At 28.6% G+C, this 26,084-nt stretch carries 25 protein-coding genes; 14 read left to right on the forward strand and 11 right to left on the reverse strand.

What is annotated here, in order from left to right:
- The first annotated feature begins 1 nt into the window (after position 1).
- Positions 2–1,648 carry a glycerol-3-phosphate dehydrogenase/oxidase gene (locus GQS57_RS04345; protein ID WP_165731367.1) on the forward strand — a complete coding sequence of 549 codons (1,647 nt, stop codon included), beginning with the start codon at positions 2–4 and terminating at the stop codon, positions 1,646–1,648.
- Positions 1,649–1,965: 317 nt separating this feature from the next.
- Complete coding sequence (locus GQS57_RS04350) at positions 1,966–2,304, forward strand: hypothetical protein (protein WP_165731368.1); 339 nt, start codon at positions 1,966–1,968, stop codon at positions 2,302–2,304.
- A 61-nt stretch (positions 2,305–2,365) separates the two neighbouring features.
- Here GQS57_RS04350 and GQS57_RS04355 read toward each other — a convergent pair whose 3' ends face one another.
- From GQS57_RS04355 to GQS57_RS04365, 3 genes are all read right to left on the reverse strand, one after another.
- Positions 2,366–3,634 carry an MFS transporter gene (locus GQS57_RS04355; protein ID WP_165731369.1) on the reverse strand — a complete coding sequence of 423 codons (1,269 nt, stop codon included), beginning with the start codon at positions 3,632–3,634 and terminating at the stop codon, positions 2,366–2,368.
- A 97-nt stretch (positions 3,635–3,731) separates the two neighbouring features.
- A complete protein-coding gene (locus tag GQS57_RS04360) occupies positions 3,732–4,391 on the reverse strand; it encodes a hypothetical protein (RefSeq protein ID WP_165731370.1) in 660 nt (219 codons plus the stop codon).
- A 43-nt stretch (positions 4,392–4,434) separates the two neighbouring features.
- Positions 4,435–5,430 (reverse strand): NAD(P)H-dependent glycerol-3-phosphate dehydrogenase, encoded by a 996-nt coding sequence (locus GQS57_RS04365; protein ID WP_165731371.1) that lies wholly within the window; start codon positions 5,428–5,430, stop codon positions 4,435–4,437.
- Between the two features lie 94 nt (positions 5,431–5,524).
- Between GQS57_RS04365 and GQS57_RS04370 the strand changes: the two genes are divergently transcribed.
- Genes GQS57_RS04370 through dut form a run of 3 tightly spaced genes read left to right on the forward strand, consistent with a single transcriptional unit; the run spans position 5,525 to position 8,291 of the window.
- Positions 5,525–6,979: an oligosaccharide flippase family protein gene (locus GQS57_RS04370; RefSeq protein ID WP_165731372.1), complete on the forward strand. Its 1,455-nt coding sequence runs from the start codon at positions 5,525–5,527 to the stop codon at positions 6,977–6,979.
- Between the two features lie 3 nt (positions 6,980–6,982).
- Positions 6,983–7,879 carry an alpha/beta hydrolase gene (locus GQS57_RS04375; RefSeq protein ID WP_165731373.1) on the forward strand — a complete coding sequence of 299 codons (897 nt, stop codon included), beginning with the start codon at positions 6,983–6,985 and terminating at the stop codon, positions 7,877–7,879.
- On the forward strand, positions 7,860–8,291 hold the full coding sequence (gene dut / locus GQS57_RS04380; RefSeq protein ID WP_165731374.1) for a dUTP diphosphatase: 432 nt from the start codon (positions 7,860–7,862) through the stop codon (positions 8,289–8,291). The genes GQS57_RS04375 and dut overlap by 20 nt, the downstream gene beginning before the upstream one ends.
- A gap of 212 nt (positions 8,292–8,503) precedes the next feature.
- Here the strand turns inward: dut and GQS57_RS04385 are convergent, their stop codons facing one another.
- Positions 8,504–9,220, reverse strand: coding sequence for a LytTR family DNA-binding domain-containing protein (locus GQS57_RS04385; RefSeq protein ID WP_165731375.1), 717 nt, complete (start codon positions 9,218–9,220; stop codon positions 8,504–8,506).
- 275 nt (positions 9,221–9,495) lie between these two features.
- Between GQS57_RS04385 and GQS57_RS04390 the strand changes: the two genes are divergently transcribed.
- Positions 9,496–9,645 carry a PspC domain-containing protein gene (locus tag GQS57_RS04390; protein WP_165731376.1) on the forward strand — a complete coding sequence of 50 codons (150 nt, stop codon included), beginning with the start codon at positions 9,496–9,498 and terminating at the stop codon, positions 9,643–9,645.
- 130 nt (positions 9,646–9,775) lie between these two features.
- Here the strand turns inward: GQS57_RS04390 and recA are convergent, their stop codons facing one another.
- Positions 9,776–10,783: a recombinase RecA gene (recA, locus tag GQS57_RS04395; RefSeq protein WP_068447884.1), complete on the reverse strand. Its 1,008-nt coding sequence runs from the start codon at positions 10,781–10,783 to the stop codon at positions 9,776–9,778.
- A gap of 113 nt (positions 10,784–10,896) precedes the next feature.
- Between recA and GQS57_RS04400 the strand changes: the two genes are divergently transcribed.
- From GQS57_RS04400 to GQS57_RS04410, 3 genes are read left to right on the forward strand one after another with little or no spacing between them, the layout of a single operon-like run.
- Positions 10,897–11,688 (forward strand): aldose 1-epimerase, encoded by a 792-nt coding sequence (locus GQS57_RS04400; RefSeq protein WP_165731377.1) that lies wholly within the window; start codon positions 10,897–10,899, stop codon positions 11,686–11,688.
- 29 nt (positions 11,689–11,717) lie between these two features.
- Positions 11,718–12,506, forward strand: coding sequence for an alpha/beta hydrolase (locus GQS57_RS04405; RefSeq protein WP_165731378.1), 789 nt, complete (start codon positions 11,718–11,720; stop codon positions 12,504–12,506).
- 7 nt (positions 12,507–12,513) lie between these two features.
- Positions 12,514–13,080, forward strand: a complete 567-nt coding sequence (locus GQS57_RS04410; RefSeq protein WP_302849292.1) for a pseudouridine synthase — start codon at positions 12,514–12,516, stop codon at positions 13,078–13,080.
- Positions 13,081–13,258: 178 nt separating this feature from the next.
- On the opposite strand, the gene GQS57_RS04415 is transcribed toward GQS57_RS04410, so the two are convergent.
- The 3 genes from GQS57_RS04415 to GQS57_RS04425 all read right to left on the reverse strand — a co-directional run bounded on the left by GQS57_RS04415 (position 13,259) and on the right by GQS57_RS04425 (position 15,797).
- On the reverse strand, positions 13,259–13,846 hold the full coding sequence (locus tag GQS57_RS04415) for a porin family protein (RefSeq protein ID WP_205860209.1): 588 nt from the start codon (positions 13,844–13,846) through the stop codon (positions 13,259–13,261).
- A 16-nt stretch (positions 13,847–13,862) separates the two neighbouring features.
- Entirely contained in the window at positions 13,863–14,645 is a 783-nt protein-coding gene (locus GQS57_RS04420) for a membrane metalloprotease (RefSeq protein ID WP_165731380.1), read from the reverse strand.
- Between the two features lie 99 nt (positions 14,646–14,744).
- Entirely contained in the window at positions 14,745–15,797 is a 1,053-nt protein-coding gene (locus GQS57_RS04425; protein WP_165731381.1) for a hypothetical protein, read from the reverse strand.
- A 179-nt stretch (positions 15,798–15,976) separates the two neighbouring features.
- Here GQS57_RS04425 and GQS57_RS04430 point away from each other — a divergent pair, with 179 nt between their 5' ends.
- From GQS57_RS04430 to GQS57_RS04440, 3 genes are read left to right on the forward strand one after another with little or no spacing between them, the layout of a single operon-like run.
- Positions 15,977–16,486 (forward strand): RNA polymerase sigma factor, encoded by a 510-nt coding sequence (locus GQS57_RS04430; protein WP_165731382.1) that lies wholly within the window; start codon positions 15,977–15,979, stop codon positions 16,484–16,486.
- A 60-nt stretch (positions 16,487–16,546) separates the two neighbouring features.
- The gene (locus tag GQS57_RS04435) at positions 16,547–17,467 is read left to right on the forward strand and encodes a FecR family protein (RefSeq protein WP_165731383.1); all 921 of its coding nucleotides are present in this window, start codon (positions 16,547–16,549) and stop codon (positions 17,465–17,467) included.
- Complete coding sequence (locus GQS57_RS04440) at positions 17,457–19,985, forward strand: carboxypeptidase-like regulatory domain-containing protein (protein ID WP_240915430.1); 2,529 nt, start codon at positions 17,457–17,459, stop codon at positions 19,983–19,985. The genes GQS57_RS04435 and GQS57_RS04440 overlap by 11 nt, the downstream gene beginning before the upstream one ends.
- A 254-nt stretch (positions 19,986–20,239) precedes the next feature.
- Here GQS57_RS04440 and GQS57_RS04445 read toward each other — a convergent pair whose 3' ends face one another.
- From GQS57_RS04445 to GQS57_RS04455, 3 genes are all read right to left on the reverse strand, one after another.
- Positions 20,240–20,680, reverse strand: coding sequence for a GNAT family N-acetyltransferase (locus GQS57_RS04445; protein WP_165731385.1), 441 nt, complete (start codon positions 20,678–20,680; stop codon positions 20,240–20,242).
- Positions 20,681–20,778: 98 nt separating this feature from the next.
- Positions 20,779–21,213, reverse strand: coding sequence for a ribose 5-phosphate isomerase B (rpiB, locus tag GQS57_RS04450; protein WP_165731386.1), 435 nt, complete (start codon positions 21,211–21,213; stop codon positions 20,779–20,781).
- Positions 21,214–21,958: 745 nt separating this feature from the next.
- Complete coding sequence (locus GQS57_RS04455) at positions 21,959–22,864, reverse strand: diacylglycerol kinase family protein (RefSeq protein WP_165731387.1); 906 nt, start codon at positions 22,862–22,864, stop codon at positions 21,959–21,961.
- 115 nt (positions 22,865–22,979) lie between these two features.
- Between GQS57_RS04455 and rnr the strand changes: the two genes are divergently transcribed.
- Positions 22,980–25,205: a ribonuclease R gene (gene rnr, locus GQS57_RS04460; protein ID WP_165731388.1), complete on the forward strand. Its 2,226-nt coding sequence runs from the start codon at positions 22,980–22,982 to the stop codon at positions 25,203–25,205.
- Between the two features lie 157 nt (positions 25,206–25,362).
- Positions 25,363–26,052: a head GIN domain-containing protein gene (locus tag GQS57_RS04465; RefSeq protein ID WP_165731389.1), complete on the forward strand. Its 690-nt coding sequence runs from the start codon at positions 25,363–25,365 to the stop codon at positions 26,050–26,052.
- The last annotated feature ends 32 nt before the right edge of the window (positions 26,053–26,084 follow it).

A 26,084-nucleotide genomic window follows, 5' to 3' on the forward strand; every position in this document is an offset into this window, starting at 1 on the left:
CATGAATCACTTTTCTTATTTAAATAGAGAAACTATTACCAAAGATTTACAATCTACCGAATTTGATGTACTAATTATTGGTGGTGGAATTACAGGCGCAGGAATCGCTTTAGATGCAGCATCTAGAGGAATGAAAGTTGCTTTGATAGAAAAAAATGACTTTGCTTCTGGTACTTCTAGTAAATCTACAAAACTAATTCACGGAGGTTTACGCTATCTAAAACAATTCGATTTTTGGTTGGTTAAAGAAGTGGGTACAGAGCGTGCTATTGTGCATGATTTAGCGCCACATTTAGTGGTTCCAGAAAAAATGATTTTACCTTTAATTGATGGTGGAACGTATGGTTCTTGGCTAACATCTATCGGACTAAAAGTTTACGATATTTTAGCATCTGTAGAAGGAGAAGACAAACGAAAAATGTTAGACAAAGAAGAGGCCTTAGAAAAAGAACCAATGCTTCCAGAAAGTATTTTAAATGGTGCTGGCTATTATGCAGAATACAGAACAGATGATGCTCGTTTAACTATTGAAGTTTTAAAAACAGCTTTAAATTACAATGCAAAAATTATAAATTATACCGCAGCTAAAGCATTTATTTATGAAAATAATAGAGTTGTTGGAGCAAAGGTAAAAGACACTTTTTCTGATGAAGAATATGAAATTAAAGCTAAATATGTAGTAAATGCTTGCGGACCTTGGGTAGATGAATTAAGACAAATTAACCACTCTAAAACTGGTAAAAGATTGCATTTAACCAAAGGAGTTCATTTAGTAGTTGCACATGATAAATTACCTGTAAAACAATCTGTTTATTTTGATATTCCAGACGGGCGTATGATGTTTGCTATTCCGCGTGGAAAAGTTACGTATTTTGGAACTACAGACACCAATTATCAACTAGATAAAAATAATGTAGAAACCAATTTGGTAGATGCTACTTACCTTATTTCTGCTGTGAACAATATGTTTCCAAATATTCAACTTACGTTGGATGACATTCAATCTTCTTGGGCAGGATTAAGACCTTTAATTCATGAAGAAGGAAAATCTGCTTCAGAATTGTCTAGAAAAGATGAAATTTTTGTTTCTGATACCGAACTGATTTCTATTGCTGGTGGAAAATTAACCGGTTATCGTAAAATGGCAGAACGAATAGTAGATTTGGTTGCCAAAAAATATGAACGCAGATTCGATACAAAATTTGAAGAAATAAAAACCAAAGATATAGCACTTTCTGGTGGTACTTTTAGTAATTACCAAGAGGTACAAAGTTATACTGATGCTATTCAGAATAGAATTGCAGAAGTAGATTTCGATAGAAAAGATGCTGAATATTTAGTACATAATTACGGAAAGCAGACAGATATTATTTTGCAAAAATTTGATGATTTAATGCACGATAATATGCAAGAAAAAATGATCATTGCAGAAGTTTGGTTTACTATAAACTACGAAATGACTTGCACTCCAACAGATTTTTTTATGCGTAGAACGGGGCGTTTGTTTTTTGACGCACACAGTGTAAATTTATACAAAGACTATGTTTTAGATTTGTTTAAAACTCATTTTTCTTGGGATGAAAAAACAACTAAAAAACATCAATTAGAATTAGAAGAAAAAATACAATTGGCGACTACTTTTGAATAAAAAATGTAGGTACTCATTAAAAAATCCTTCAAGTTTTAAAATTTGAAGGATTTTTTAATAAATAAAATACTATATAACTTATTAATTATCAATACAATTTATGATAAATTTATTATCAACATAACTTTTTATAAAATATTTAAAATAATATTTATTTTATTTTTCAATTCAAAAAAAATGTATATTTGATATACATCATCAGTAATTTTAAGGCTTATGAAAATATAGTTTCGAGTACTTCAAAACAATAGCCAATTCTTTTTTAAAAAAAGAATTGCTACTATATTTATTAAAAAATAACTTTAAAATTAAAAATCATGAAAACATTATATGCATCAGCATTCGTGCTGTTTATTACCCTTACTTTTGCTGTAAACACAATTTCTGCACAAGAAAAAGAAAACAAAATTGTTGCTACTTTTAAAGGAGTAACAGAAACTGAGTATTTTAAATTTGTAGACGATAAAGATGCTACTATTTTATTCTACGACTTAGATGAAAACATAGATCTTTCTTTATATGAAGAGGAAATGATTGGTAAGAAATTTATGATTACGTATTCTACAAAACAAATTGATGAATTTGATGAAAATGGTGAAGCAACAGGAGAACTAACAACTGTAAAAACCATACTAACCATCACAGAAGTTAAATAAATTTACAAACCGCTTATTAAAATAATAAGCGGTTTTTTTTACTTTTAAAACTCAGTAAAAATTAATCTTCTTTTTGGTTTGCTTCTATCTCTTCTGTTAAATCTAATTCTCTTAAAGTAGGGTTTAAAGCACCAATACCTACAACAGTAAGCAATGTCATCGTTCCTCCAAAAACAACCGCCATAGAAGCTCCTAAAAACTTTGCAGCTAAACCACTTTCAAAAGCACCTAACTCGTTAGAAGAACCAACAAACATAGAGTTTACAGAAGAAACTCTACCTCGCATATCATCGGGTGTTTTTAATTGTAAAATTGTCTGACGAATTACCATCGAAATTCCGTCTGCAGCACCACTTATAAACAATGCTAAAACACTTACCCAGAAAATAGAAGATAACCCAAAAGCGATAATACTTAATCCGAAAATAAAGACAGAAACCAACATTTTTTTACCTGTTTTTCTGTTGATAGGAATGTACGTTGTTAAAAACATGGTAACAATACTTCCCATAGAAATAGAAGCATTTAAAATACCGAAACCTTCTGGCCCAACTTTTAAAACATCTTGTGCAAAAACAGATAAAATAGCTACGGTTCCACCAAATAAAACTGCAATCATATCTAATGTTAAAACACCTAAAATAGCTTTATTATGAAACACGAACCTTACACCAGCTTTTAAACTTTCTTTCATAGGTTCCCCAATTTTTTTATTTAAAATGGGTTTCTTTTCTATTAAAAAAGTAAAAATTAAGGATAGAATGACCAAGATAAATACCAAACAAAGTGTTTTATCAACACCAATCCAGCTTATAAAAAAACCACCAAATAAGGCTCCAGAAACCGAAGCCGTTTTCCAGGTACTTGTACTCCATGTTGCCGCATTATGATATATCTTTTTAGGAACTAATAATGCCACTAAAGAGAAAATTGTAGGTCCAAAAAACGAACGTAAAAATCCACCAAAGAAAACCAAAGCGTAAATTGAATATAGAATTTTATTTGTAGACCAATGCCCAACAACAGTATCTGATGTTAATAAGAATAAGCCTAAACTAATCAGCGAAAAAGCCGCTATACAGATAGCAAATAAGTTTCTTTTTTCATTTTGATCTACAATATGGCCAGCAAACAAAGCCATTGTAAATGCCGGAATAATTTCCATTAAACCAATAATACCCAAAGATAAAGGATCTTTTGTAATGGAATATACTTGCCATTCTATAACAATAAACTGCATAGACCAACCAAAAACCAGTAAGAATCTAACAAATAAAAAGATATTGAATTCCTTAATTCTTAATGCTGCATAAGGATCTTGTTTTGCCATTATAAAAATAGATAGTTGGTTGTTTTATAATATCCTACAAGGTTTTAGAAACCTTGTAGGATGATCTGTTAATTTATAATAAGTAACTAAGTTCTATTTAACTCAATTTCATATCCATTAAAATTGCAAAAGTTTGGTTAATATCTTCTTCTTTTACAACTATAGTCATTTCGTTTGTAGTAGAAATAATTTCTTGTAACGGAATGTCTGCCCAAGCCAATTGTTTTAAAATAAAATAATAAATACCAGATTGTTCTTGGTTTTCTTTTGGAAGTTTGATAGTAATAGAAGCCAAATCTAATACGCTAGAAATAAGTCCTTCTTTTTCAAAAATCTCATTTACAAAAGGTTCTAAATTTTTACTAGTAACAATATTCGTTTCAAAAATACCTTGAGAAACCGTCAAGAAATAATCAGAACTTTCTGATGATTTCATTAAAATTTTTGCAATTTCTTTTAATAATGAAGTGGTGTTTTTAAAAGTAAAATCACACAAATCAGATCGTACAATTACATCACCTAAATCTAAAGCTAACTTCTTAATATTTTTTCTGATACGTAATTCACTTGCAGGAGAAAGTCTATTAATAGCCATCATAACTGCACCAACCTTTACTTCTTTCTTTAAAGCAGTAGAAACTTCGGGTAAAATAATTCTTGCTAAAGAAGAAACATTTATCAACTTTTCATTTAAAGCCTCTTCTATAAAAGGTGTTTTTCTAATGGTGCTTTCTACAACTTCTTGTATTGTTTTCATTGTAATTGTTTAATAATTAACTTCAATGTTCAAAATTAAACATTTAATCTAATTTATCTGTCAATTTTTGAAATTCTTTTTTAGGGTTTTTATTTGCATATAGAATATTATAAACGGTATCTATAATAGGTGTATTTGCTCCATTTTCTTCTTTCATTTTAAAAGCACTTTTGGTAGCATAATATCCTTCTGCAATCATGCTCATTTCCATTTGCGCAGATTTTACAGTGTAGCCTTTACCAACCATGTTTCCAAACTGTCTATTTCTACTAAAAAGAGAATATCCGGTAACTAACAAATCGCCCAAATAAGCAGAGTTGTTAATGTTACGTTTCATTTTATGCACCTTTTTTATAAAGCTTTTCATTTCTCTAATTGCGTTACTCATTAGCACCGCCTGAAAATTGTCTCCATACCCTAAACCATGTGCAATACCTGCTGCAACCGCATAAATATTTTTTAACATAGCAGCATATTCTGTACCAACAATATCGTCTGAAATCTTCGTTTTAATGTACCAACTTTGCACAGATTTCTCTATAAATTTTGCATTATCTTCATTTTTACAAGCAATTGTTAAATAAGATAAACGCTCCATAGCCACTTCTTCTGCATGACAAGGCCCCGTAATTACACCAATATTATCTATTGGAACATTGTATTCTCTATTAAAATGCTCGCCTATAATTAATCCTGTTTCTGGCACAATACCTTTAATGGCAGAAAAAATGATTTTACCATCTAATGAAGACGTTAATTTTTTTAATTCACTTGTTAAAAATGCAGATGGAATTGCAAAAATAAGAACATCGTAATTTTCTACTGTATAATTTATATCACTAGACAGATCTAATTGTTCTGCGTTTAATTCTGCAGATTGCAAATAATTAGGATTGTGTTCATTTTCTTTTATGTGCTCAATTGCCTGTTCATTACGCATGTACCAACCAATTGTACTAATATTTTCAGACAACATTTTTACAATTGCAGTCGCCCAACTTCCCCCTCCAAAGACCGCTATTTTTTTCTGTGTGTTCATGAATCGTGTTTTTTACATCAAAAGTAATAAAACTATTATCTTTTGAGGATTGCATTTACGAATTATTATATTTGTATACTCTAATTCAAACTTATTGAGTTCCTTAAAACGCTTTTTTAAAGACACTATAATATACGGAATTGCCGCTGTTTTACCACGGGCAATTAACATCTTTTTGGTAAAACTACATACCTCTACTTTAGATGCAGAGAAATATGCCGTAAATACAGATTATTATGTGTACGCTGCCTATTTAAATGCACTACTAACCTTTGGTATGGAAACTGCCTTTTTTCGTTTTTTTTCTAAAGAAAAAGAGAAAGGAAAAGTGGTGTCTACCTCCTTTATTAGTTTGCTAATTTCCACACTAATCTTCTGCTGTTTAGCCCTATTTTTTAATAATGAAATAGCTATTTTCTTCGGATTTAAAAACCCTTTATTCTTTAAATTATTAGTATATACAATTACGCTAGATACCTTAGTAGTTGTACCATTTGCATATTTACGTGTTACCAACAAACCTTTAAAATTTACTGCAATAAAATTGATAAATATTGGTGTGTTCACAATTTTAAATGTTTTCTTTTTGTGGTTTGTTCCTTATGCCTTAAAAAACGAAATTTATTTACCTGAATCCATTGTAAACTATTACAATAATTATCCAAAAGTAATACACATTTTTGTTGCAGGAACTGTGGCAAGTTTATCTACTTTTCTATTACTTTTTCCTGCTGTTTTTAAATTCAAATTCGAGTTTGATATTTCTCTTTTCAAAAGGATGTTAAAATATAGTTTTCCAATAATGGTTGGAAGTTTAGCTTTTGTAACCAATGAAAATTTAGACAAACTACTTTTAGGAGATATTTTAGGTGAAAAACAAATGGGAATTTACGCTGCTTGTTACAAATTAGGTGTTTTTATGACCTTGTATATTATGGCATTCCGTTTAGGTGCAGAACCATTTTTCTTTAATAATGCTGATAAAAAAAATGCCAAAGAAACCTACTCTAAAGTTTTGACTTGGTTTACCATTTTTGGAGCATTTTTTATGCTAATTGTAGTCATTTTTATTGATTTGTTCGCGCAAATTCTATTAGGAAAACCAGAATATTTTACGGCGCTTTCTATAGTACCAATTATACTTTTAGCAAACTTATTTTTAGGTATTTATAACAATTTATCAATTTGGTATAAACTTACGGACAAGACAAAATACGGAATGTACTTTTCTATTGTTGGTGCTATCATTACCATTGTTTTTAACTTAGTAATGATTCCTAAAATTGGTTTTATGGCTTCTGCTTGGGCAACCTTAATAGCCTTTGGTACCATGATGGTGTTGTCTTATTTTGTTGGTAAAAAACATTATCCGGTAAATTATAAATTAAAAAAAATAGCTTATTATTTAGTATTCTCAATCATTTTCGAGTGGATTTCTTTTACTTTATTTAGAGGGCAGTATTGGTTTTCTATAGTAACTATTTTACTTTTCTTTGGCTTGATTTATTACAATGAAAAAGATGAAATAAAGCAAATTTTAAAACGATAAATTATGAATAGAATATCTATCCTTTTTTTTGCTTTTATACTTGTTTCTATTTCTTGTAAAGTGAAAAAAGAAGATGTAAAAGAAAATAAATCTAAAGTAAATTCAGAAAGAACTTCTACAAAAGCAGCCAATGTTTCCATTTTAGAAACCACATTTGTTATTAATGGTTTAAATGATATTGCGCATAAAATTTGGTTGTATTTACCTCCAAATTATACTACATCAACAGAAAAATATGATGTAATTTATATGCACGATGGTCAGAATTTATTTGATAATGCCACATCTTTTGTTGGAGAATGGGGAATTGATGAAACATTAAATACTCTATACAAAAACACAGGAAAAAGCTTTATTGTTGTTGGCATAGAAAATGGTGGTGAGAAAAGAATTGAAGAATACACACCTTGGAAAAACGAAAAATATGGTGGTGGAAAAGGTGACATTTATGTAGATTTTCTGATAAATAAACTAAAACCTTTTATCGATAAAAAATACAGAACTAAACCTGCAGCAGAAAACACCGCTATTATTGGTAGTTCTTTAGGTGGTTTAATATCTTTTTATGGCGGATTAAAACATACTGAAACCTTTGGTAAAATTGGTGCTCTCTCTACCTCCTTTTGGTTCTCTAATAAAGTAATTACATTTGCCGAGGAAAATGGAAATCAGCAAAAAACAAAACTATTTCTATTAGTTGGTGATGAAGAAGGAGATTCTATGGTGCCTGATACCAAGAATATGTCAGAATTATTAATATCGCTTGGTTTTACAACACAAAATTTAAAAACGAAAATTGCAGCAAACGGAGAACATACAGAGTCTTTTTGGAAAGCAGAATTTTTAGAAGTAATTACATTTTTATTTAATTTAGAAAACAATGAACGTACAAATAATTAACAAATCGAAACACGCAACGCCTAATTACGAAACCGAAGGCGCTGCAGGAATGGATTTAAGAGCAAATATTGAAGAAGTAATCACATTAAAGCCATTAGAAAGAGCTATTGTTAAAACAGGCTTGTTTATAGCTTTACCAGTTGGTTTTGAAGCCCAAGTAAGACCAAGAAGTGGTTTGGCAGCAAAAAACGGAATAACCGTTTTAAATTCTCCAGGAACTGTAGATGCAGATTATAGAGGAGAAATTGGCGTAATTTTAGTCAACTTATCTAATGATGATTTTGTAATTAATGATGGTGAAAGAATCGCACAATTAATCATTGCAAAACACGAACGTGTAAATTGGCAAGAAGTAACTGTTTTAAGTGAAACAGAACGTGGTGCTGATGGTTTTGGAAGTACAGGTGTTTAAATACCAAACACATATTTTTAATAATACTTATTCCCGCTGTTGCGGGAATTTTGTTTTTTCTTAAACTAATTAACTTTTAAAAAGACAGTTTATATTATTTTATAATTTATATTCTTATAAATAAATTTTAGGATAAAATTATAAATTAATAACATGAATATCCTTTTAACAAGGACAAACATCAAAAAATCAATTATACTTTTTGTTTTACTTTAAAATGTAAATGAGTTTTTAAGCTTCTGAACATACTCTTTTCCTATGGGCACAAAGTTTTCTTCTAAATCTATAAGAGCATCAAGTGGTTGTAAAAAAAGTTGCCCTTTTCTAGTATTTAACTTTTCAATACAATCTTTGTTGATGATAAAACTTTTATGAATTCTAATGAATTTTTTAGGTAAAGTTTCTTCAAAATGCTTTAAGGATTTTGAAGTTGATAACTTCTCTCCTGTGATATTAAAAACATTGGTATAGTTTCTTTCTGCTTGTAAAAAACAAATGTCTTTGTAAGATAAAAGATGAATATCAGAACTTGTTTTTACAGCAAGATGCGATTGTCCTTCTGTAAATCCTTTCTCAAATAATAATAATGACTTTTGTAATTCTACCGGTTCAATTGGTTTACTTAAAAAATAAGATATTTGATTGTTTACCGCCTCTTTTGCATAATAATTATGTGAGGTTGTCATAATAATGGTTGGCAACTCCATAAAAAATTCTTTTAACCTAGGAATAAGCGTAAAAGAATTTTTATCATTTATTTCTACATCTAAAAAAATTAGATCGGGTTTAGTTTTTAAAATTAAAGCAAATCCATCTTCTAGATTCGATGCAACATCTATAAGCTTATAATTAGAATGTTTGTCTAAAGTGGATTTTAAATCATCAAGCGCTTCTTGATTGTCTTGTATAATTACGTATTTGTATTTCATATTCTCTTTTTAAAAGATAAAATTTCTAAAAAATAGACTTCATGCAAATTTACAAATAAAAAGTATTAAATAATAATTAATAAGGATAAACAAATATTTTTATAGGATAAAGATTAAGATACCTTTTCAATTTTAAAACATAATTTGAAGTGTTGTTATTAAATAATGCTTTTTTATTATATCTTTATGATTAGGTTTTCTATATGAAATAGGAATCTTCTTTTAGTAATATTAGAAGTTTAATGGCCTTTATTAACATAACAAAAAATAAAAATATGATTTTAGGTGTTTCAGATTGGTTAAGTCCAAAAATAAATGTAGAAGCAAAGTATATTAGAATAGGCTTTGTTGTTGCCTTTTTATTCGCAGGTGTTGGATTGGGTTTATACCTAATCTTATGGATTGTAAAGTTGCTTTCTAAGTAAACCATTTAGAGTCTTATTCTATTAAATACAATAGATAAAATTAGAAAGAAAACATTTTAAAAATAAGAAAACTGCTATAGATTGATTACTTCTATAGCAGTTTAATAATAATAGTTAGAACTTTTAATATTTATTCTTGATTTTCAATAGCAATCTTTATTTTACCTTCAAGTTCTTCTGCCAACTCAGGATTGTCTTTAATTAAGCCTTTAACAGCATCTCTACCTTGCCCTAATTTTGTTTCTCCGTAACTAAACCAAGAACCACTTTTCTTAACAATACCTAACTCTACACCAATATCTAAAATTTCACCAACTTTAGAAATTCCTTGTCCATACATAATATCAAATTCTGCAATTTGGAAAGGAGGTGCTACTTTATTTTTAACAACTTTAACCTTAGTACTGTTTCCAATAACTTTGTCTCCGTCTTTAATTTGTGTTCTTCTTCTAATATCTAAACGAACAGAAGCATAAAATTTTAATGCGTTACCACCCGTTGTAGTTTCTGGATTACCGAACATTACACCAATTTTTTCACGTAATTGGTTAATAAATATAACAGTACATTTTGTTTTAGAAATAGTACCTGTTAACTTACGTAATGCTTGAGACATTAAACGAGCATGTAAACCCATTTTAGAATCTCCCATTTCTCCTTCAATCTCAGATTTTGGAGTTAATGCTGCAACAGAATCAATAACCACAATATCAATTGCACCAGAACGTATTAAGTTTTCTGCAATTTCTAAAGCTTGCTCACCATGATCTGGTTGAGAAATAATTAAATTATCAATATCTACTCCTAAATTTTCTGCGTAAAATTTATCGAATGCGTGTTCTGCATCAATAAACGCTGCAATTCCACCTGCTTTTTGAGCCTCTGCAATTGCATGTAATGTTAAGGTAGTTTTACCAGAAGATTCTGGTCCGTAGATTTCAATAACTCTTCCTCTTGGATAACCACCAACGCCTAAAGCCAAATCTAACCCTAAAGAACCAGATGAAATTGCATCTATATCTTCAGTTACTACATCACCTAATTTCATTACAGCTCCTTTACCATAAGTCTTATCTAGCTTATCTAGAGTAAGTTGAAGTGCTTTTAGCTTTGCTGTTTTTTCTTTATCTGTCGCCATTAATCTTGCTTGTTTTATTTTTAAATAAGTCCGACAAGTTACAAAAAACTTAAATTAGTTTCCTAAAAAATAACAGTCAAATTTATTCTATTTTTACACAAAGCTTACTAACAATGAATTTTAAAGTATTTTTAAAAAATAAAGAGTGCACAGTTAACATTGAAAAAGGAGAAATTATCAGTTTTCAAAAAGATGATAAAGAATATATTCATCAAAAAGGAAACAACGGTTGGCGTAATTCTGATGATGAAATGTTTCCAGTAATTGGTCCAACTACTAAAAATAATTTTAGAGTTCATACCAAAAATGGTGATGCCATTCTAGACCAACATGGTTTGTTGCGTGAATTAGAGTATTCTTTAATCTCTTCAGATGAAAACTCGGCTAAATTCATCAAAAAATACAAAAAGAATACACTTATTAACAATAGTAAATTTCCTAAAAAATCTACAGAAGAAAAACTTTCTTGGCCTTTCGATTTTACTTTTCAAAAGAATTTTACTTTAGATAATAATACTCTAAAAATAGAATTCATTATTAATTCTGATGAAGGAATGCCATTTATGTTAGGATATCATCCGGCATTTATGCTATCTAACACTGGTAATGAAACTTTAATTTCTAATGGTACAGAAATTACTTTAGCAGATGTTTATAAAGCAGGTGCAAATGCTTTTCCGGTTTTAAATACTGATAAAATCATTTTAAAAAATATTGATAGAAACGATTTAGAAATTACTACAAAGGGATTCAATAATTTTATGTTGTGGACAGAAGTTGATAACATGCTTTGCATAGAACCAATTACTCAATATACGTCGTACACAGACCAAAAATTTTCCGAAGAAAATATGAGTATTTCTAAAAGTGAAAATAGTTTTTCTGTAACTATAAAAGTAATTTAACGACAATATTAAAATCTATACATAATAACATGAAATTTACTTTAATACTTAGCCTTATACTTGTCTTTTCTTGTAAACAACCTACTAATAAAACTACCGTAGAAAAAGAAAATAAAAGCATTGTAAAAGAAATAGACAAAAGTTTTCTAAAAACTACAATCACTTTTCCTTCTAAAGATAGTTTACCAATTACGGCAGATATTTATAAAAACAAAGAAACACCTATTACTATTTTATTATGTCATCAGGCAGGTTATAGTAGAGGAGAATATAAGGATTCTGCTATAGAATTAACTAAACTAGGATATGCTGTAATGGCAATAGATCAACGTTCTGGTAAAACGGTTAATAATATAGATAATGAAACCGCAATGGCTGCTCGTACAAAAGGTTTAGGCGATACTTATTTAGATGCAAAACAAGACATTGAAGCTGCTGTAGATTATATATACAATCAAAACGGCGGACAAAAAATTATATTAGTTGGTAGTTCTTACTCTTCTTCTTTAGCACTTTTAATGGGTGTAAATAATTCTAAAATAAAAGCTGTTGCTGCATTTAGTCCTGGTGAATATTTTAAAGGAATAGACATTAATAAAAGTATAAGTATGTATAAAAAACCTGTTTTTGTTACTTCTTCTTTAAGCGAAAGTGTTGCCGTTAAAACATTAGTAAATAAAGTAGATGCTAGTTATTTAACGCATTTTATACCAGAAGTAAAAGGGATTCATGGTTCTAGAGCGCTTTGGAAAACTACAGAAGGTAATGAAACGTATTGGGCTTCTTTTAAGGAGTTTTTATCTTCTTTAAAAAACTAATAAATTGATAGAAAAACACCGTCATTTTATAATTCACAAACCTTGGGGAATGATTTCTCAGTTTGTAAATCCCGCAAAGCGGAAGAAAAAATTATTAGGAGATTTACATGATTTCCCAGCAGGAACGATGGCAATTGGTCGTTTAGATGTTCCCTCGGAAGGATTACTTTTATTAACAACTGACGGAAAAGTATCCGCAGAAATTAGAAGTAATAAATACGAAAAAGAATATTACGTACAAGTTGATGGTGTAATCACCGAGAAAGAAATAGAACTATTAAAAAATGGTGTAGAAATTGGTTTTAATGGTAAAAAATACATGACAAAACCAGGGAAAGCTTCTATTATTGATGATCCAAAATTTCCGCTGAGAAGCATGAAGATTAGAGATGAAAGACACGGACCAACAAGTTGGGTTTCTATAATTATAAGAGAAGGAAAATTTAGGCAAGTGCGTAAAATGACGGCTGCAGTTGGTTTGCCTACTTTACGTTTAATTCGAGTACGAATTGGTGAAATAGAATTGGGAGATTTAGAAATTAGTGGCGTAAAGGAAGTTGAAGGTTTTATGTGATAATTATCAGAAAAAAACAATATTTATATTTCTAATTTTGTGTTATGAACAATTCTAACACCACTTTATATATAGTAGCTGCCGTAATTATTCTACACTTTGTAGTGGGTTTTGGTTACTTAATTTACAAAATGACAAAAAAGGGAGATAAAAATTAATTTATCTCCCTTTTTTATGTTTAAAAATCGAATCCTACATAAAGTTGCCAAACTCTATTTTTAGGCTTGTCTTCATCATAAATATCATTTTGACCTAAATGGTATCTAACACCTAAACTAACGCCTGAATCACTTTTAAAACCAGCACCTACATTCACACCCCAATCAAAATTATTAGGATCAAATTCTTTTTCGGTATCATATAAAATAAAACCACTTTCAAAGGTTTCTTTATGTGAAATTGAAAAGCCTATTTGTGGTCCTGCTTCTAAAAAGAAACTTTTTACAGGGTATAATTTTAACATCAATGGCACATTTATATAGTCTAGTTTTTGGGTATACGTACTAGATCCATCTATAATTTTATAACCCTGTTTAGAGTACAAAATTTCTGGTTGAATAGAGAGAAATTTACCTATAAAAGATTCTCCATAAATACCTATATGATACCCGTGTAATCTATCTGTTTCCGAGCTACCATCAAAACTTACAGAAGACATATTATATCCTCCTTTAATACCTGCTGTTGCTTTGTTTTTACTGTCTTGCGCATTTAATGATAATACACTTGTAATCATTAATGCCATTGTAATATATATTGTTTTCATTTTTCTATTTTTAAAATTATTTGCCACCATTGGCTTTTAAATCTTCTAAACATTGTGCGTCTAATGTTGGTACTTGTCCTCCAGAAAGCATATTGCCTATTCCTTGGCTTGTTTCTGCTGCCCAATACATTAAACAATCTTCTTCGATACAGTGTTTTGGATGTTCTGTATCTTCATGATTACTTTGTAATTCACTTCCTAAATTTGTTAATCCTAAGAGATGACCAAATTCATGATTAATTACTGAGGACTCTAATAAACTCCTTTCAGGTTCAAAAGCACCATTGCTTAAACCATGAAGCGTTTCTTCATAAATAACAAAAGAAGTGTTCCAATATGCAGCGCCTAAAATAGCACTAGAACTGGTATCTTTAGAAGATTTTCCGTTTACAAATAATACCCAAAGAGCAATGGTTGTATCTGAACTGTATTTAGTTCTATGCTCTTTTTCTAGAGCTACTACTTCTTCTAAAGTATATGCTTCTTTATCCGTAAAAGAAATTTCTTGAGTTATAAAGGTTACTCCTTCTGGTTTATTAGTTCTACTTGTAATAAAATTTTTAAAATTATTTATAGCTGTTTCAGAGGGTTTAAAACCTTCTATATATGCAATTTCTACAATCATTTTTTTTAAAATACCTCCAGAAAGTAAATCGTTTGCAGAAGAACCTGTTACTTGTCTGTTTGTACTTACATTTATTAAGTTACCAGTTTCATTATCTATTATTTCATCTTCTTTAGAAGAACAAGAAAATAAAATACTGCAAACTAAAATTACTTTTAAAAGAATATTTTTCATTCTGGTTTTATTAAAACTTTACAGCTATTACTTTAGGGGTATAGGGTCAATAGCTGCAAAGTTATCATCAACTAACTATATTTATTACTTAATAATCTTTTAAATTTTCTTAAAAGCTAAAGTTACAGAAGCATCAGTTTTACTTTTTAAAGTAATTAATGCACTGCTATAATTAGTGACAACCCAATCATTACCTAATGCACTTACTGTTGTATTACTTGCAAAATCAATAGTTACAAAGGCTTCTATTTCAGAACTTACAGTATAGGTTCCTTCAACTTCATTTAACGTTGCATTTACTACATCTTTGGCTACAACTTTTAAGTCGTTTGTAAATTCTATAGACCAATCTGCATACTCATTTGCAGTATCTACACCTGCTGTAACAAATGATTCTACTTTAAATTTAGTTCCTGTTAAAATAGCCTCTACTTCTACTGCAGTTTCTTTTGCTTCATCTTTTTCTTCTTCATATTGTACACATTCAGAAACCGCATTTTGAAACTCTGTATCACTATTAATTTCTGTTGAAGTACCGTTACTTAAGGTTACATTTATTGGATAATTTACAGCAAATAACTCATCAGATTGTAAATCTGTCATAAACGTATACAATTGTTCTTGTGATTCTAGAACTACGGTTCCTGTTTGTTCTAAACTTATACTATAAGTTAACATCGTTACCGGAAAATTAATATCAATACAAGAAATAGCATCTTTTCCAACTTCTTCTGCTTGCTCACATTCTTCCTTTAAAGCATCTAATTCTGCTTGGTTATTTACAATTACCTCTGTATAATTACTCGTTTTTACACGAATAGGAAAATTAAAAGTTACAGCATCACTATCGTCATTAAACTCTCCCATTATGTTTAAAACTGTAGAGAAATCTAATTTACTAATAAGCGTAATTTGTTTTCCGTTTACAGTTGCTGTTAATGGAAATAACAACTCAGTACATGCGTTTCCGTCTAAAAAGTCATCTTCAGAACCATTATTTTTAGCTGCTCTTTCATAATTTGAAGCTGTTGGAGATGTAGAGGAATTTGTATTTGGGTTTGTACCTACTTCTTCACTTTCGTTAGACTGACAAGATGTAAAACCTAATATTGCAGTCAACGCAATTGCAGTAAATAATTTTAATGATTTCATAATAATAAATTTTGATATTTTTTTTTTTTGTATTTATAAGTAAAACAACAGTAACTATTTATCTTACTTATTTTTTGAATAGCTATATTATTGCTGTCCTGTAAGTAAAACAACTAAACATTTATTTACCCTACCTTTGTCCTCAAAAAAAATTATATTTTTTATTTAATCCCCTTAATATGACTGATAAATCTCTTTGTGATGAAATCAATTTTAATGAGTTTTATACTTCTCATATTCAGTCTGCAAGTAATTTTGCTTATTATAAATCTGGTGATAAAAATGCTTCTTTAGATTTAGTACAAGAAGCCTTTATAAAAATATGGGAACATTGTTCTAAAGTAGATTTTACAAAAGCCAAGTCGTACTTATTTACAGTTATTAACAATCTTTTTCTAAATAAAGTAAAACATCAAAAAGTAGTTTTTGAGTATGCAAAAAGCAGTCCTTATTTAGATGTTAATAACCAAAGTCCAGATTATTTATTAGAAGAAGAAGAGTTTAAAGACAAACTAAAAAATGCTATTGCAGGTCTAACAGAAGGAGAACGTGAAGTTTTTTTGATGAATAGGATTGATGGAAAAAAATACAGAGAAATTGCTGAAACGTTAGAAATATCTCAAAAAGCAGTAGAAAAACGAATGTCATCAGCATTAAAAAAGTTAAGAACTAAAATAGACGGAATTTAATATCAATTTAAGGTAGGGTAAACTACTGATTAGTTGTTTTATATATAGAAGTACAATACAATGAAAAAAGAAAAAGACATATTAAAATGGCTAAACAGAGAAATTTCTGATGAAGAACTAACGCATTTAAAAGAAACAAAAGATTTTAATACTTTAGAAAAAATTGCACATTATTCATCTCAAATAGAAGCTCCTAAAGTTGATGTAGAAAAAGCCTTGGCAGATTTTAAATTAAAAACTGAAAATACCTCTAAAAAAGGAAAAGTTATTCCTTTTAATTATAAGAAACTCTATAAATATGCAGCAGCAGTGGTTGTCTTACTAACAACTTCATATTTTTTTATCTCTAATAATACTGATAATGCTATTTATAAAACAGCCTTTGCAGAAACAAAAAACTTTAATTTACCAGATAATTCTGAGGTGGTATTAAATGCAAATTCAGAAATTTCTTATGCTAAAGATAGTTGGCAAGAAAATAGAAATTTAACCTTAGACGGAGAAGCATTTTTTAAAGTACAAAAAGGAGAAAAGTTTACTGTTAATACAGAAGTTGGTAGGGTTACAGTACTTGGAACACAATTTAATGTAAAAGAAAGAGAAAATTATTTTGAAGTAAAAACCTTTGAAGGTTTGGTAAGCGTTGTTTATAAAGATAGCTTGATTAAATTACCTAGAGGATCTATTTTTAAAGTAGTAAATGGCGTGGTAGATATTAACAATACTTTTGATATTAAAGAGAAATCTTGGTTGCAAAAAGAATCTAATTTTAAAAGTACAGCATTACGTTTTATTTTAGAAGAAATAGAAAATCAGTTTGGGTATACTATTGAAACTACAAATGTAGATTTAGATATTTTATATTCTGGTGGTTTTACACATACAGATATAGATATTGCTTTAAAATCTGTTACAATTCCGTTACAGTTATCTTATAAAATTGATGGTAAAAAAATTACTATCTTTAATTATGAGAAATAAGTATCTTCTTTTTTTTATCAGTTTTATACTGACTAATAATCTTGTATTTTCTCAAAATTCTTCAGAGAAAAAGCCACTTACATCAATTTTATTAGGGCTTGAAAAAAGTTATGATATAAAATTTTCTTATTCTGATAATGATGTAAAAAATATTTTTATACAGCAACCAAAAAAAGATATTTCAATAGAAAATCTACTCTCTTTTTTAAATAAAGAAACCTTTTTACAATTTAAAACTTTAGACAATAGATATGTAACCGTTTCATTTTTAAATAAATACATTTCTGTCTGCGGAACCGTTTTAGATGCTAACTCTTTAGAACCTTTATTTTTAACTTCTGTAAAAGTAAATGGTTATAAATTAGGAACAACCACTAATAATAACGGTAATTTTAAGTTAAAAAATGTACCTGCTAATGCTACTTTAACAATTTCTTTTATCAGTTTTAAAACAAAGATTATTACTGCTAAAGAGTTGTTTTCTTCTAACTGCAAAGAAGTATTTTTAGAAGAAGAAACAGAAGAATTATCAGAAATTATAATGCCTAAGTTTTTAACCGCTGGTTTGCATAAAAATACTGATGGTAGTACAGTTTTAGACACAGAAAAATTCGGCATTTTACCAGGTTTAATAGAACCCGATATTTTAAAAACAATTAAAATTCTACCAGGTATAGAAAGTATAAACGAAAGTATTTCTAATATTAACGTAAGAGGTGGTACAAATGACCAAAATTTAATGCTTTGGGATGGTATAAAAATGTATCATTCAGGTCATTTTTTTGGACTTATTTCTGCTTATAATCCGTATTTAACAAAAAAAATATCTGTTACTAAAAACGGAACAAGTAGTGCTTTTTCAGACGGGGTTTCTTCAACTATAAAGATGGAAACATCTAATGAAATTACAAATAAACTTTCTGGTGGTGGTGGTTTTAATTTATTAAGTGCAGATGCTTTTGTACAAGTGCCTATAAAGAAGAATTTAGAAGCTCATATTTCTGCAAGAAGGTCGTTTACAGATGTTATTAACACTCCAACTTATAAAAATTATTTCTCTCGTAGTTTTCAAGATAATTCTATTTCATCAAGTACTATAAATAACGCCGATTCTAAATTTTATTTCTACGATTATTCTTTTAAAGTTTTATATGATGTTAGCTACAATCATACTATTAGAGCCAATTTTATTCATATAAAAAACAATTTAGACTATCAAGAAAAGTACACTACCAATACTACTACAATTGAAGAAAATAGTACTTTAAAACAAGAGAATTTAGGGGCAAACATCAACTGGCATGCAAACTGGGATGCTAAATTTTCTACTAACTTATCTTTCTTTTTTTCTGATTATAGAATAAATTCTACAGATTATAATAAAGATTCAGATCAATATCAAACGCAGTTTAATAATGTGTTAGAAACGGAAGTAAAGTTAAATTCTAAATATGAGATTTCTGATGTTTTACATTTTACTAATGGATTGGTATTAAATGAAATAGGTATAAAAAATACCACAACTGTAAATGCACCTACATTTTCTAAAACAGACAAAAATGTGTTGTTAAAAAGTGCTTTTTATACTGAAATTGAGTATCATAAAAAAAATACTTATGCAAGATTTGGAGTTCGGGCAAACTACTTTGATCAGTTTTCTAAATTTGTTGTAGAACCTAGAATTAACATCCGACAGCAATTAAATACAGAATTATCTGTAAAATTAGAAGGCGAATTAAAAAACCAAACAACAGCACAAAAAATAGATTTTGAAGATAATTTTTTAGGAATAGAAAAACGAAGATGGATTCTTTCTGATGATGAAAATACACCTATTATAAAAAGTAAACAGGCTTCTTTTGGAGCAGCATATTCTAAAAACAAATTATATGTAGATATTACTGGTTTTTATAAAAAAGCAGATGGAATTACAGCTGATAACCAAGGCTTTTATAACAATACGCAAGCCGTAAATTCTATAGGAAATTATAAAGTAAAAGGGGTTGAGTTTTTAGTGAACAAACAAACTGAAAAAATTAGTACTTGGCTTAGCTATACGTACGCTAAAAATGATTATACATTCGATATTTTTAATCCTACAACATTTTCTAATAGCTTAGATATTACACATTCTTTAAGTGCAGCATTTAACTATAATTTTACTGAATTTTTTAAAATTTCTTTTGGTGGAGTTTTACGTTCTGGTAAACCTTATACTACACCTATTGACGGTAATGAAACCATAAAAAGTGGTAACAGAACTATTGTAAATTATAACAATCCTAACCAAGAAAAGCTAGATAATTTCTTTAGATTAGATCTTTCTGGAAGTTATAATTTTGATTTTTCTGATGTTATAAAATCTACTATTCGTCTAGGTTTTACTAATTTAACGGATAAGGAAAACATTATAGATTCTTATTATATTGTAGATGAAACTAGTAAAAATAATGTAAATAGAGTAAACAATTATTCTTTGCCTTTTACTCCTAATTTAAGCTTTAGAGTCAATTTTTAATCAATAAAAGACCACAATAATTGTCACTTTTACAAAGGTAAAATTTCATAAAAAAGCTAGCGAAAAACTGAGCTACTTTATGAAATTTCTCATTAGTTTATCTTGAGCGAGGTCGAAAGGCAAAAAAACTCATTTCGAAATGACAAACAACAGGTTAATACAGAACGGATAACGAACCATCCAAATTGTCTTTTCCACGAAAGGAGAAATCCCATAACAGTGAAAACATTAAACTGAATGTCTACAAAAACTAATTATTCTCTATCCATTCTAATATGCGGAATACCATCTTCTAAGTACTCCTCGCCTACTTGAATAAATTGATGCGTTTCATAGAATTTCTTTAAATATTTTTGAGCAGAAATTGTAATTTCATCCACGTTAAAATGAGTTTTAATAGCTTTAATAGAAGCTTTTATTAAATCGTGTCCAAAACCGTATTTACGTTCGTTAGCAGCAACTACTACCCTACCAATACTGGCATTTTTAAAATAAAATCCTGGTTTAAAAATACGTGTATATGCAATTATTTTATCATCTTTTAAACCAAAAACATGTAATGCCTTTTGATCTTTAAAATCTACATCTTGGTATGCACAGTCTTGTTCTACCACAAAAACTTCCGATCGTAATTGAAGTATATTATACAACTCTGTAGTATTTAATTCTGAAAAAGTTTTTATTATAAACTCCATATTATATCAATTTGAAAGAAAAAATCACTCGAACTATAGTAAGGTCGAGTGATTTTTATTTATTTTTTATAAATTTTGTATCAAGAATATTTTAATAATTATCCAGCACAAGAAATTTTATTTACTCTATCTCCATGTCTACCACCTTCAAACTCTGTAGAAAGAAAAACATCTACAAAACCAATAGCTTGTTGTAAAGAAACAAAACGTGCAGGAATTGTAAGAACATTTGCATTGTTATGTTGTCTTGTTAATGCAACCAATTCATTATTCCAACACAAAGCAGCTCTAATGCCTTGGTGTTTATTAGCAGTCATTTGCGCTCCGTTACCAGAACCACATAAAATAATACCCATTTCTGCTTTACCACTTTCTACAGCATCTGCTGTTGGATGTATTGCATCCGGATAATCCATAGAATCGTTTGTATCGGTTCCAAAATTTAGAACTTTATATCCTTTTTCTTCTAAATGTTTTATAATTTCGAATTTGTATTCTGTACCAGCGTGGTCGTTACCAATGGCAATTGTCATAATAAATTGATTTTAATTGTGTTGTAGCCACAAAAATACAGAAACTAACGGTTATCAACAGTTATAAACAATCAAAAAATTAGCTTTTTTAATAACCTTTTAATTTTTAACTCTTTAGCTATGTTAGGTAATTGTTAAGAAGTATCAGTAAAGTTTTACAAGTAAATTTGGTATATTGAATTAAAATTACAATACAGCGAGTACTATGACATACACAACTTTATTTATGAGTTTTTGATAAAAGTTTATCAACATAAAATTAACCATTTGTTTACATCAATTAGGTTGTTAACTATTAAGAGTTTTAGGTTAACTACTGTTTATAACTATTGTTAATAACTCTAATTTTAAATTGATTTTTAAGCTTTTAAGTAACTCATAACTTGTCAATGATTTTTAATAACTGAAATTAAAAAATAAAAAGACATTTTTTTATAGTAGCTATTCACACACTATTATAACCATTATTGTTTTTTTTAAATTTAAAAAGAAAATATAATTATTATAAAGAATGTTTATAACTGTTGAAAACGAAAAAATGAAATAGGAGGAAAGCGAAAAGAAAATAGAGAAGAAATTGACTTAACTTTTATTAAACTCTTTATTTTTCTGTTAATAGAGAATAAAAGTATTTTTAATAATTTAAAGTTGCGTTCCCTTTTATAAAAACAAAAGAGCATATTGTCTTCAATGTCTTTTTCTTTAAAAATATAAGCTATATTGAAATTATAAATTTGATTTTTAATTATTTAACTACAAAATTAATAGCTTTTTCAATAATTTTTACTTGTACTTCTCCAGTTCCAATTACCTCACCATCAGCCTGAATAAAAGGTTTTGCTGTTTTTGGAACCACCCTAATTGCTTTAGTTTTATAAGTTTCTAGTTTTTTATGATCTACAATTTTACCAGAATATAATTTAGGTAAATTTAAAATTAAATCGAACATATTCAGGTTTTTAGCTATGGTAACATCTAATAAACCATCTGTGCTATTTACATTTTTTGTAAACTGCATTCCGCCACCAGAAAATTTACAAATCCCAAAAACAGTCATTAAACAATTAGTTTCTAGTACTTTATCATTAAAAATAATTTTAAACACTGTTTTTTTATAAAATAATAAACCAGCTATTCCGCTTAATATATACGCTAAAGATCCAAAACTTTTTAAAGTTTTTAGTTTATTAACAATGTAACCATCATACCCTAAACCTGCTACATTATTAAAAAAAACAGTGCTATTATCAGTTTCTAAAACACCAATATCTTGTAAAATAATATTCTTTTTATGAATAATTTCAATCGCTTTTTTAACGTTATTAGGTATGTTATAGGTCTTTATCCAATCGTTACCAGTTCCCTGTGGAATTACAGCAATAGTTATATCAGAAGTTTTTGCGTACCTTTGCATCATTATTCCGTTAACTATGTTATGTAGTGTTCCATCTCCACCAATCGAAATAATATTTCTAAAACCTTGTTGAATTGCGGTATCAACCAATTCAATTTCGTGTTTAGAAAATTTTGTAAAAGCAAAAGAAAAGTCTATTTTCTTATTGTTTAATAATTGTTGAATTTCCTTCCATTGTTTAGAAAAATTCCGATTTCCAGAAATAGGATTTGCAATTATAAACCAAGATGTAGACATAAAAATAATAATTAAAGTAATGCCAAATTACAATTTTAGATTGATAACCATTTTTTAATAGCCAATCACAGTAAATATTTGTAATTTAGTATCATATAATAAGAAGTAAGAATTAATGACAAAAAAGAAGAATAAAATATATAAAAAGAAAGGGAACGTTGTAAAAGACTTAACCAAAAATATATTTAAAGTATTAAAACAAGACAGCGAAAAATCTTATAATCATAAGCAAATTGCTGCAAAATTAAAAATTTCTGATACGGATGGGAGAACCCAAATAATTAAGAAATTAGCAGAATTAGCTGCAACTAAAGAAATAAAAGAAGTAGAACGCGGTAAGTTTCAAGTAAATGTTGATAGAAAATATTCTATTGGTACTTTAGATGTAACTTCTACCGGAAACGGATATTTTGTAACAGATGATTATGAAGACGATATTTTTATTCCGAATATTAATTTGGGTAAAGGTTTGCATAACGATACTGTAAAAGCATATGTTTATAAAAGGCGAAGCGGAAAGAAATATGAAGCTGACGTTGTAGAAATTATAGAAAGAGCAAAAACAGAATTTGTTGGTGTTTTACAAAAAAGTAAAACCAAAAATTTTGGATTTGTAGTGCCAGATAACAACAAAATGTATGCAGATATTTTTGTATCTGAAAGTAAGTTGAATGGGGCAGTAGATGGCGATAAAGTACAAGCTACTTTGTTAGATTGGCCTAAAAACTCCAAAAATCCTTTTGGAAAAATTACAACTGTTCTTGGTAAACCAGGAGATCATAATACAGAAATGCATTCTATTTTATTAGAATATGGTTTGCCTTATGAGTTTGAACCAGAGGTAGAAAAAGATGCAGAATCTTTATCAATTGAAATTACAGAAAAAGAAATTTCTAAGCGTAGAGATATGCGTAAAGATTTAACTTTTACAATAGATCCTAAAGATGCAAAAGATTTTGATGATGCATTATCCTTCACAAAATTAGAAAATGGGAATTATGAAATAGGAATTCATATTGCCGATGTTTCGCATTATTTACAACCTAAAACTATTTTAGATGATGAAGCTTATAAAAGAGCAACATCTGTATATTTAGTAGATAGAGTAGTACCAATGTTACCAGAAATGTTATCTAATGGAGTGTGTTCTTTAAGACCACATGAAGAAAAATTAACATTTTCTGCAGTGTTTGAATTGAACAAAAAAGCAGAAGTAGTAGGCGAGTGGTTTGGTAGAACAGTAACATATTCAGACCAACGTTTTGCTTATGAAGAAGCACAATCTATTATAGAAAATGTAAAATTATCTGATGATGTTCAACCGTATACTATGCCAGAAGATATTTCTATTACAGATGAATCTTATGTAGTAGCTCCAGAAGTTGTAGAAGCTACTTTAAAGTTAGATGAGTTGGCTAAAATTCTTCGTAAAAAAAGAATGAAACAAGGTGCAATTTCTTTTGATAGAGTAGAAGTGAAGTTCAATTTAGATGAAGAAGCAAACCCAGTGGGTGTTTTCTTTAAAGAATCTAAAGATGCTAACAAATTAATTGAAGAATTTATGTTGTTAGCAAATAGAAAAGTAGCTGAATTTATTGGTTTTTCTAAAGGAAAAGCTACTAACAATACATTTATTTACAGGGTTCATGATGAGCCAGATGTAGAAAAATTAGCTTCTTTAGAAAATATGGTCCGTAAATTTGGATACAAAATTAATACAGATACCAAAAAATCTACTTCAGATTCTTTAAATCAGTTATTAAGTGATGTACATGGTAAAGCAGAATCTAACATGATTGAGACTTTAACTATTAGAACCATGTCTAAAGCAGTGTATACAACTCAAAATATTGGGCATTACGGATTGGCTTTCGATTATTACAGTCATTTTACGTCACCTATTAGACGTTATCCAGATGTAATGACACATAGATTGCTGCAACACTATTTAGATGGCGGAGAAAGCCCAAAAGCAGATAAGTATGAAGAAAAGTGTAAACATTCATCTAACAGAGAAGAATTAGCTTCTAAAGCAGAAAGATCTTCTATTAAGTACATGCAAGTAAAATACATGCAAGATCATAAAGATGAAATTTTTGAAGGTGTAATTACCGGTGTTACAGAATGGGGTATTTATGTAGAAATTTCTTCTAATAAATGTGAAGGAATGGTGAGAATTAGAGATATAAAAAGTGATTATTATCTTTTTGATGAAAAGCAATATGCTATTGTAGGTCAAGCTTCTAAAAAAATGTATCAATTAGGAGATGATGTTAAAGTAAGAGTAAAACATACAGATTTAGAAAGAAAACATTTAGATTTTGCTTTAATAGAAGCTTAATTTTTTTAAATGGTAAATAATTGATTTAAAATTCATTAACTAAATTTTAATACTTTAAGATTATTATCTTTTTTATTTTTGTGACAATAAAAAAGATAAAAAGTCTTTATAGTGGTATAATTGTTGAATTAAATATAGTAATCAAAAATTTTAAATAATGAAAAATATAATATATATCTGTGCTATACTGTTAAGTTCTGTAACAATTGCACAAACAACTGTAACTAAAAATTTAGGAGATTATTCTGAATTAAAAGTCTATAATGGAATAGAGTTAGAGTTGATAAAATCTGCAGAGCAAAAATTAGAAATTACTGGAGAAAAATCTGAAATGGTAAAAATTAAGAATGTGAATAACATCTTAAAAATATCATTACCCTTTTCATTAAAGCCAGAAAACAATGCTGCAGATGGTCAAGTATTAGTAAAACTATATTATAACAAAAATATAGCTATTATAGATGCTAATGAAGGTGCAACGGTAACTGGTAAAGATATAAATCAAGATAAATTAGAAGTAAACGCGCAAGAAAGAGCTTTTATTAATTTAACAACAGACGTTAAATATTTAACTGTTAAAACATCATCTGGCGGAATTATAAAATTAACTGGTACTGCAGATAACCAAGAAGTAGATGTAGACTTATATGGTATTTATAATGGTTTTGACATGCAAGTAACTAGTAATTCTAATGTTTTTGCAGGTACAGGAGCTAAAGCAGAAGTTTTAGCAGGTAAAACTTTAAGTGCTAAAGTAAGCTTTGGAGGATCTATTTTTTACAAAGGAGATCCAGAGGTTGTTAAAGATAAAAAAGTAATTGGTGGAATTATCCAAAAAAGGAATTAACAAAGGTTAGTGTTATTACCTTTTTTGTATAT

The organism is Polaribacter sp. 20A6 (genome assembly GCF_011378915.1).
GTDB classification, from domain to species: Bacteria; Bacteroidota; Bacteroidia; order Flavobacteriales; family Flavobacteriaceae; genus Polaribacter; species Polaribacter sejongensis.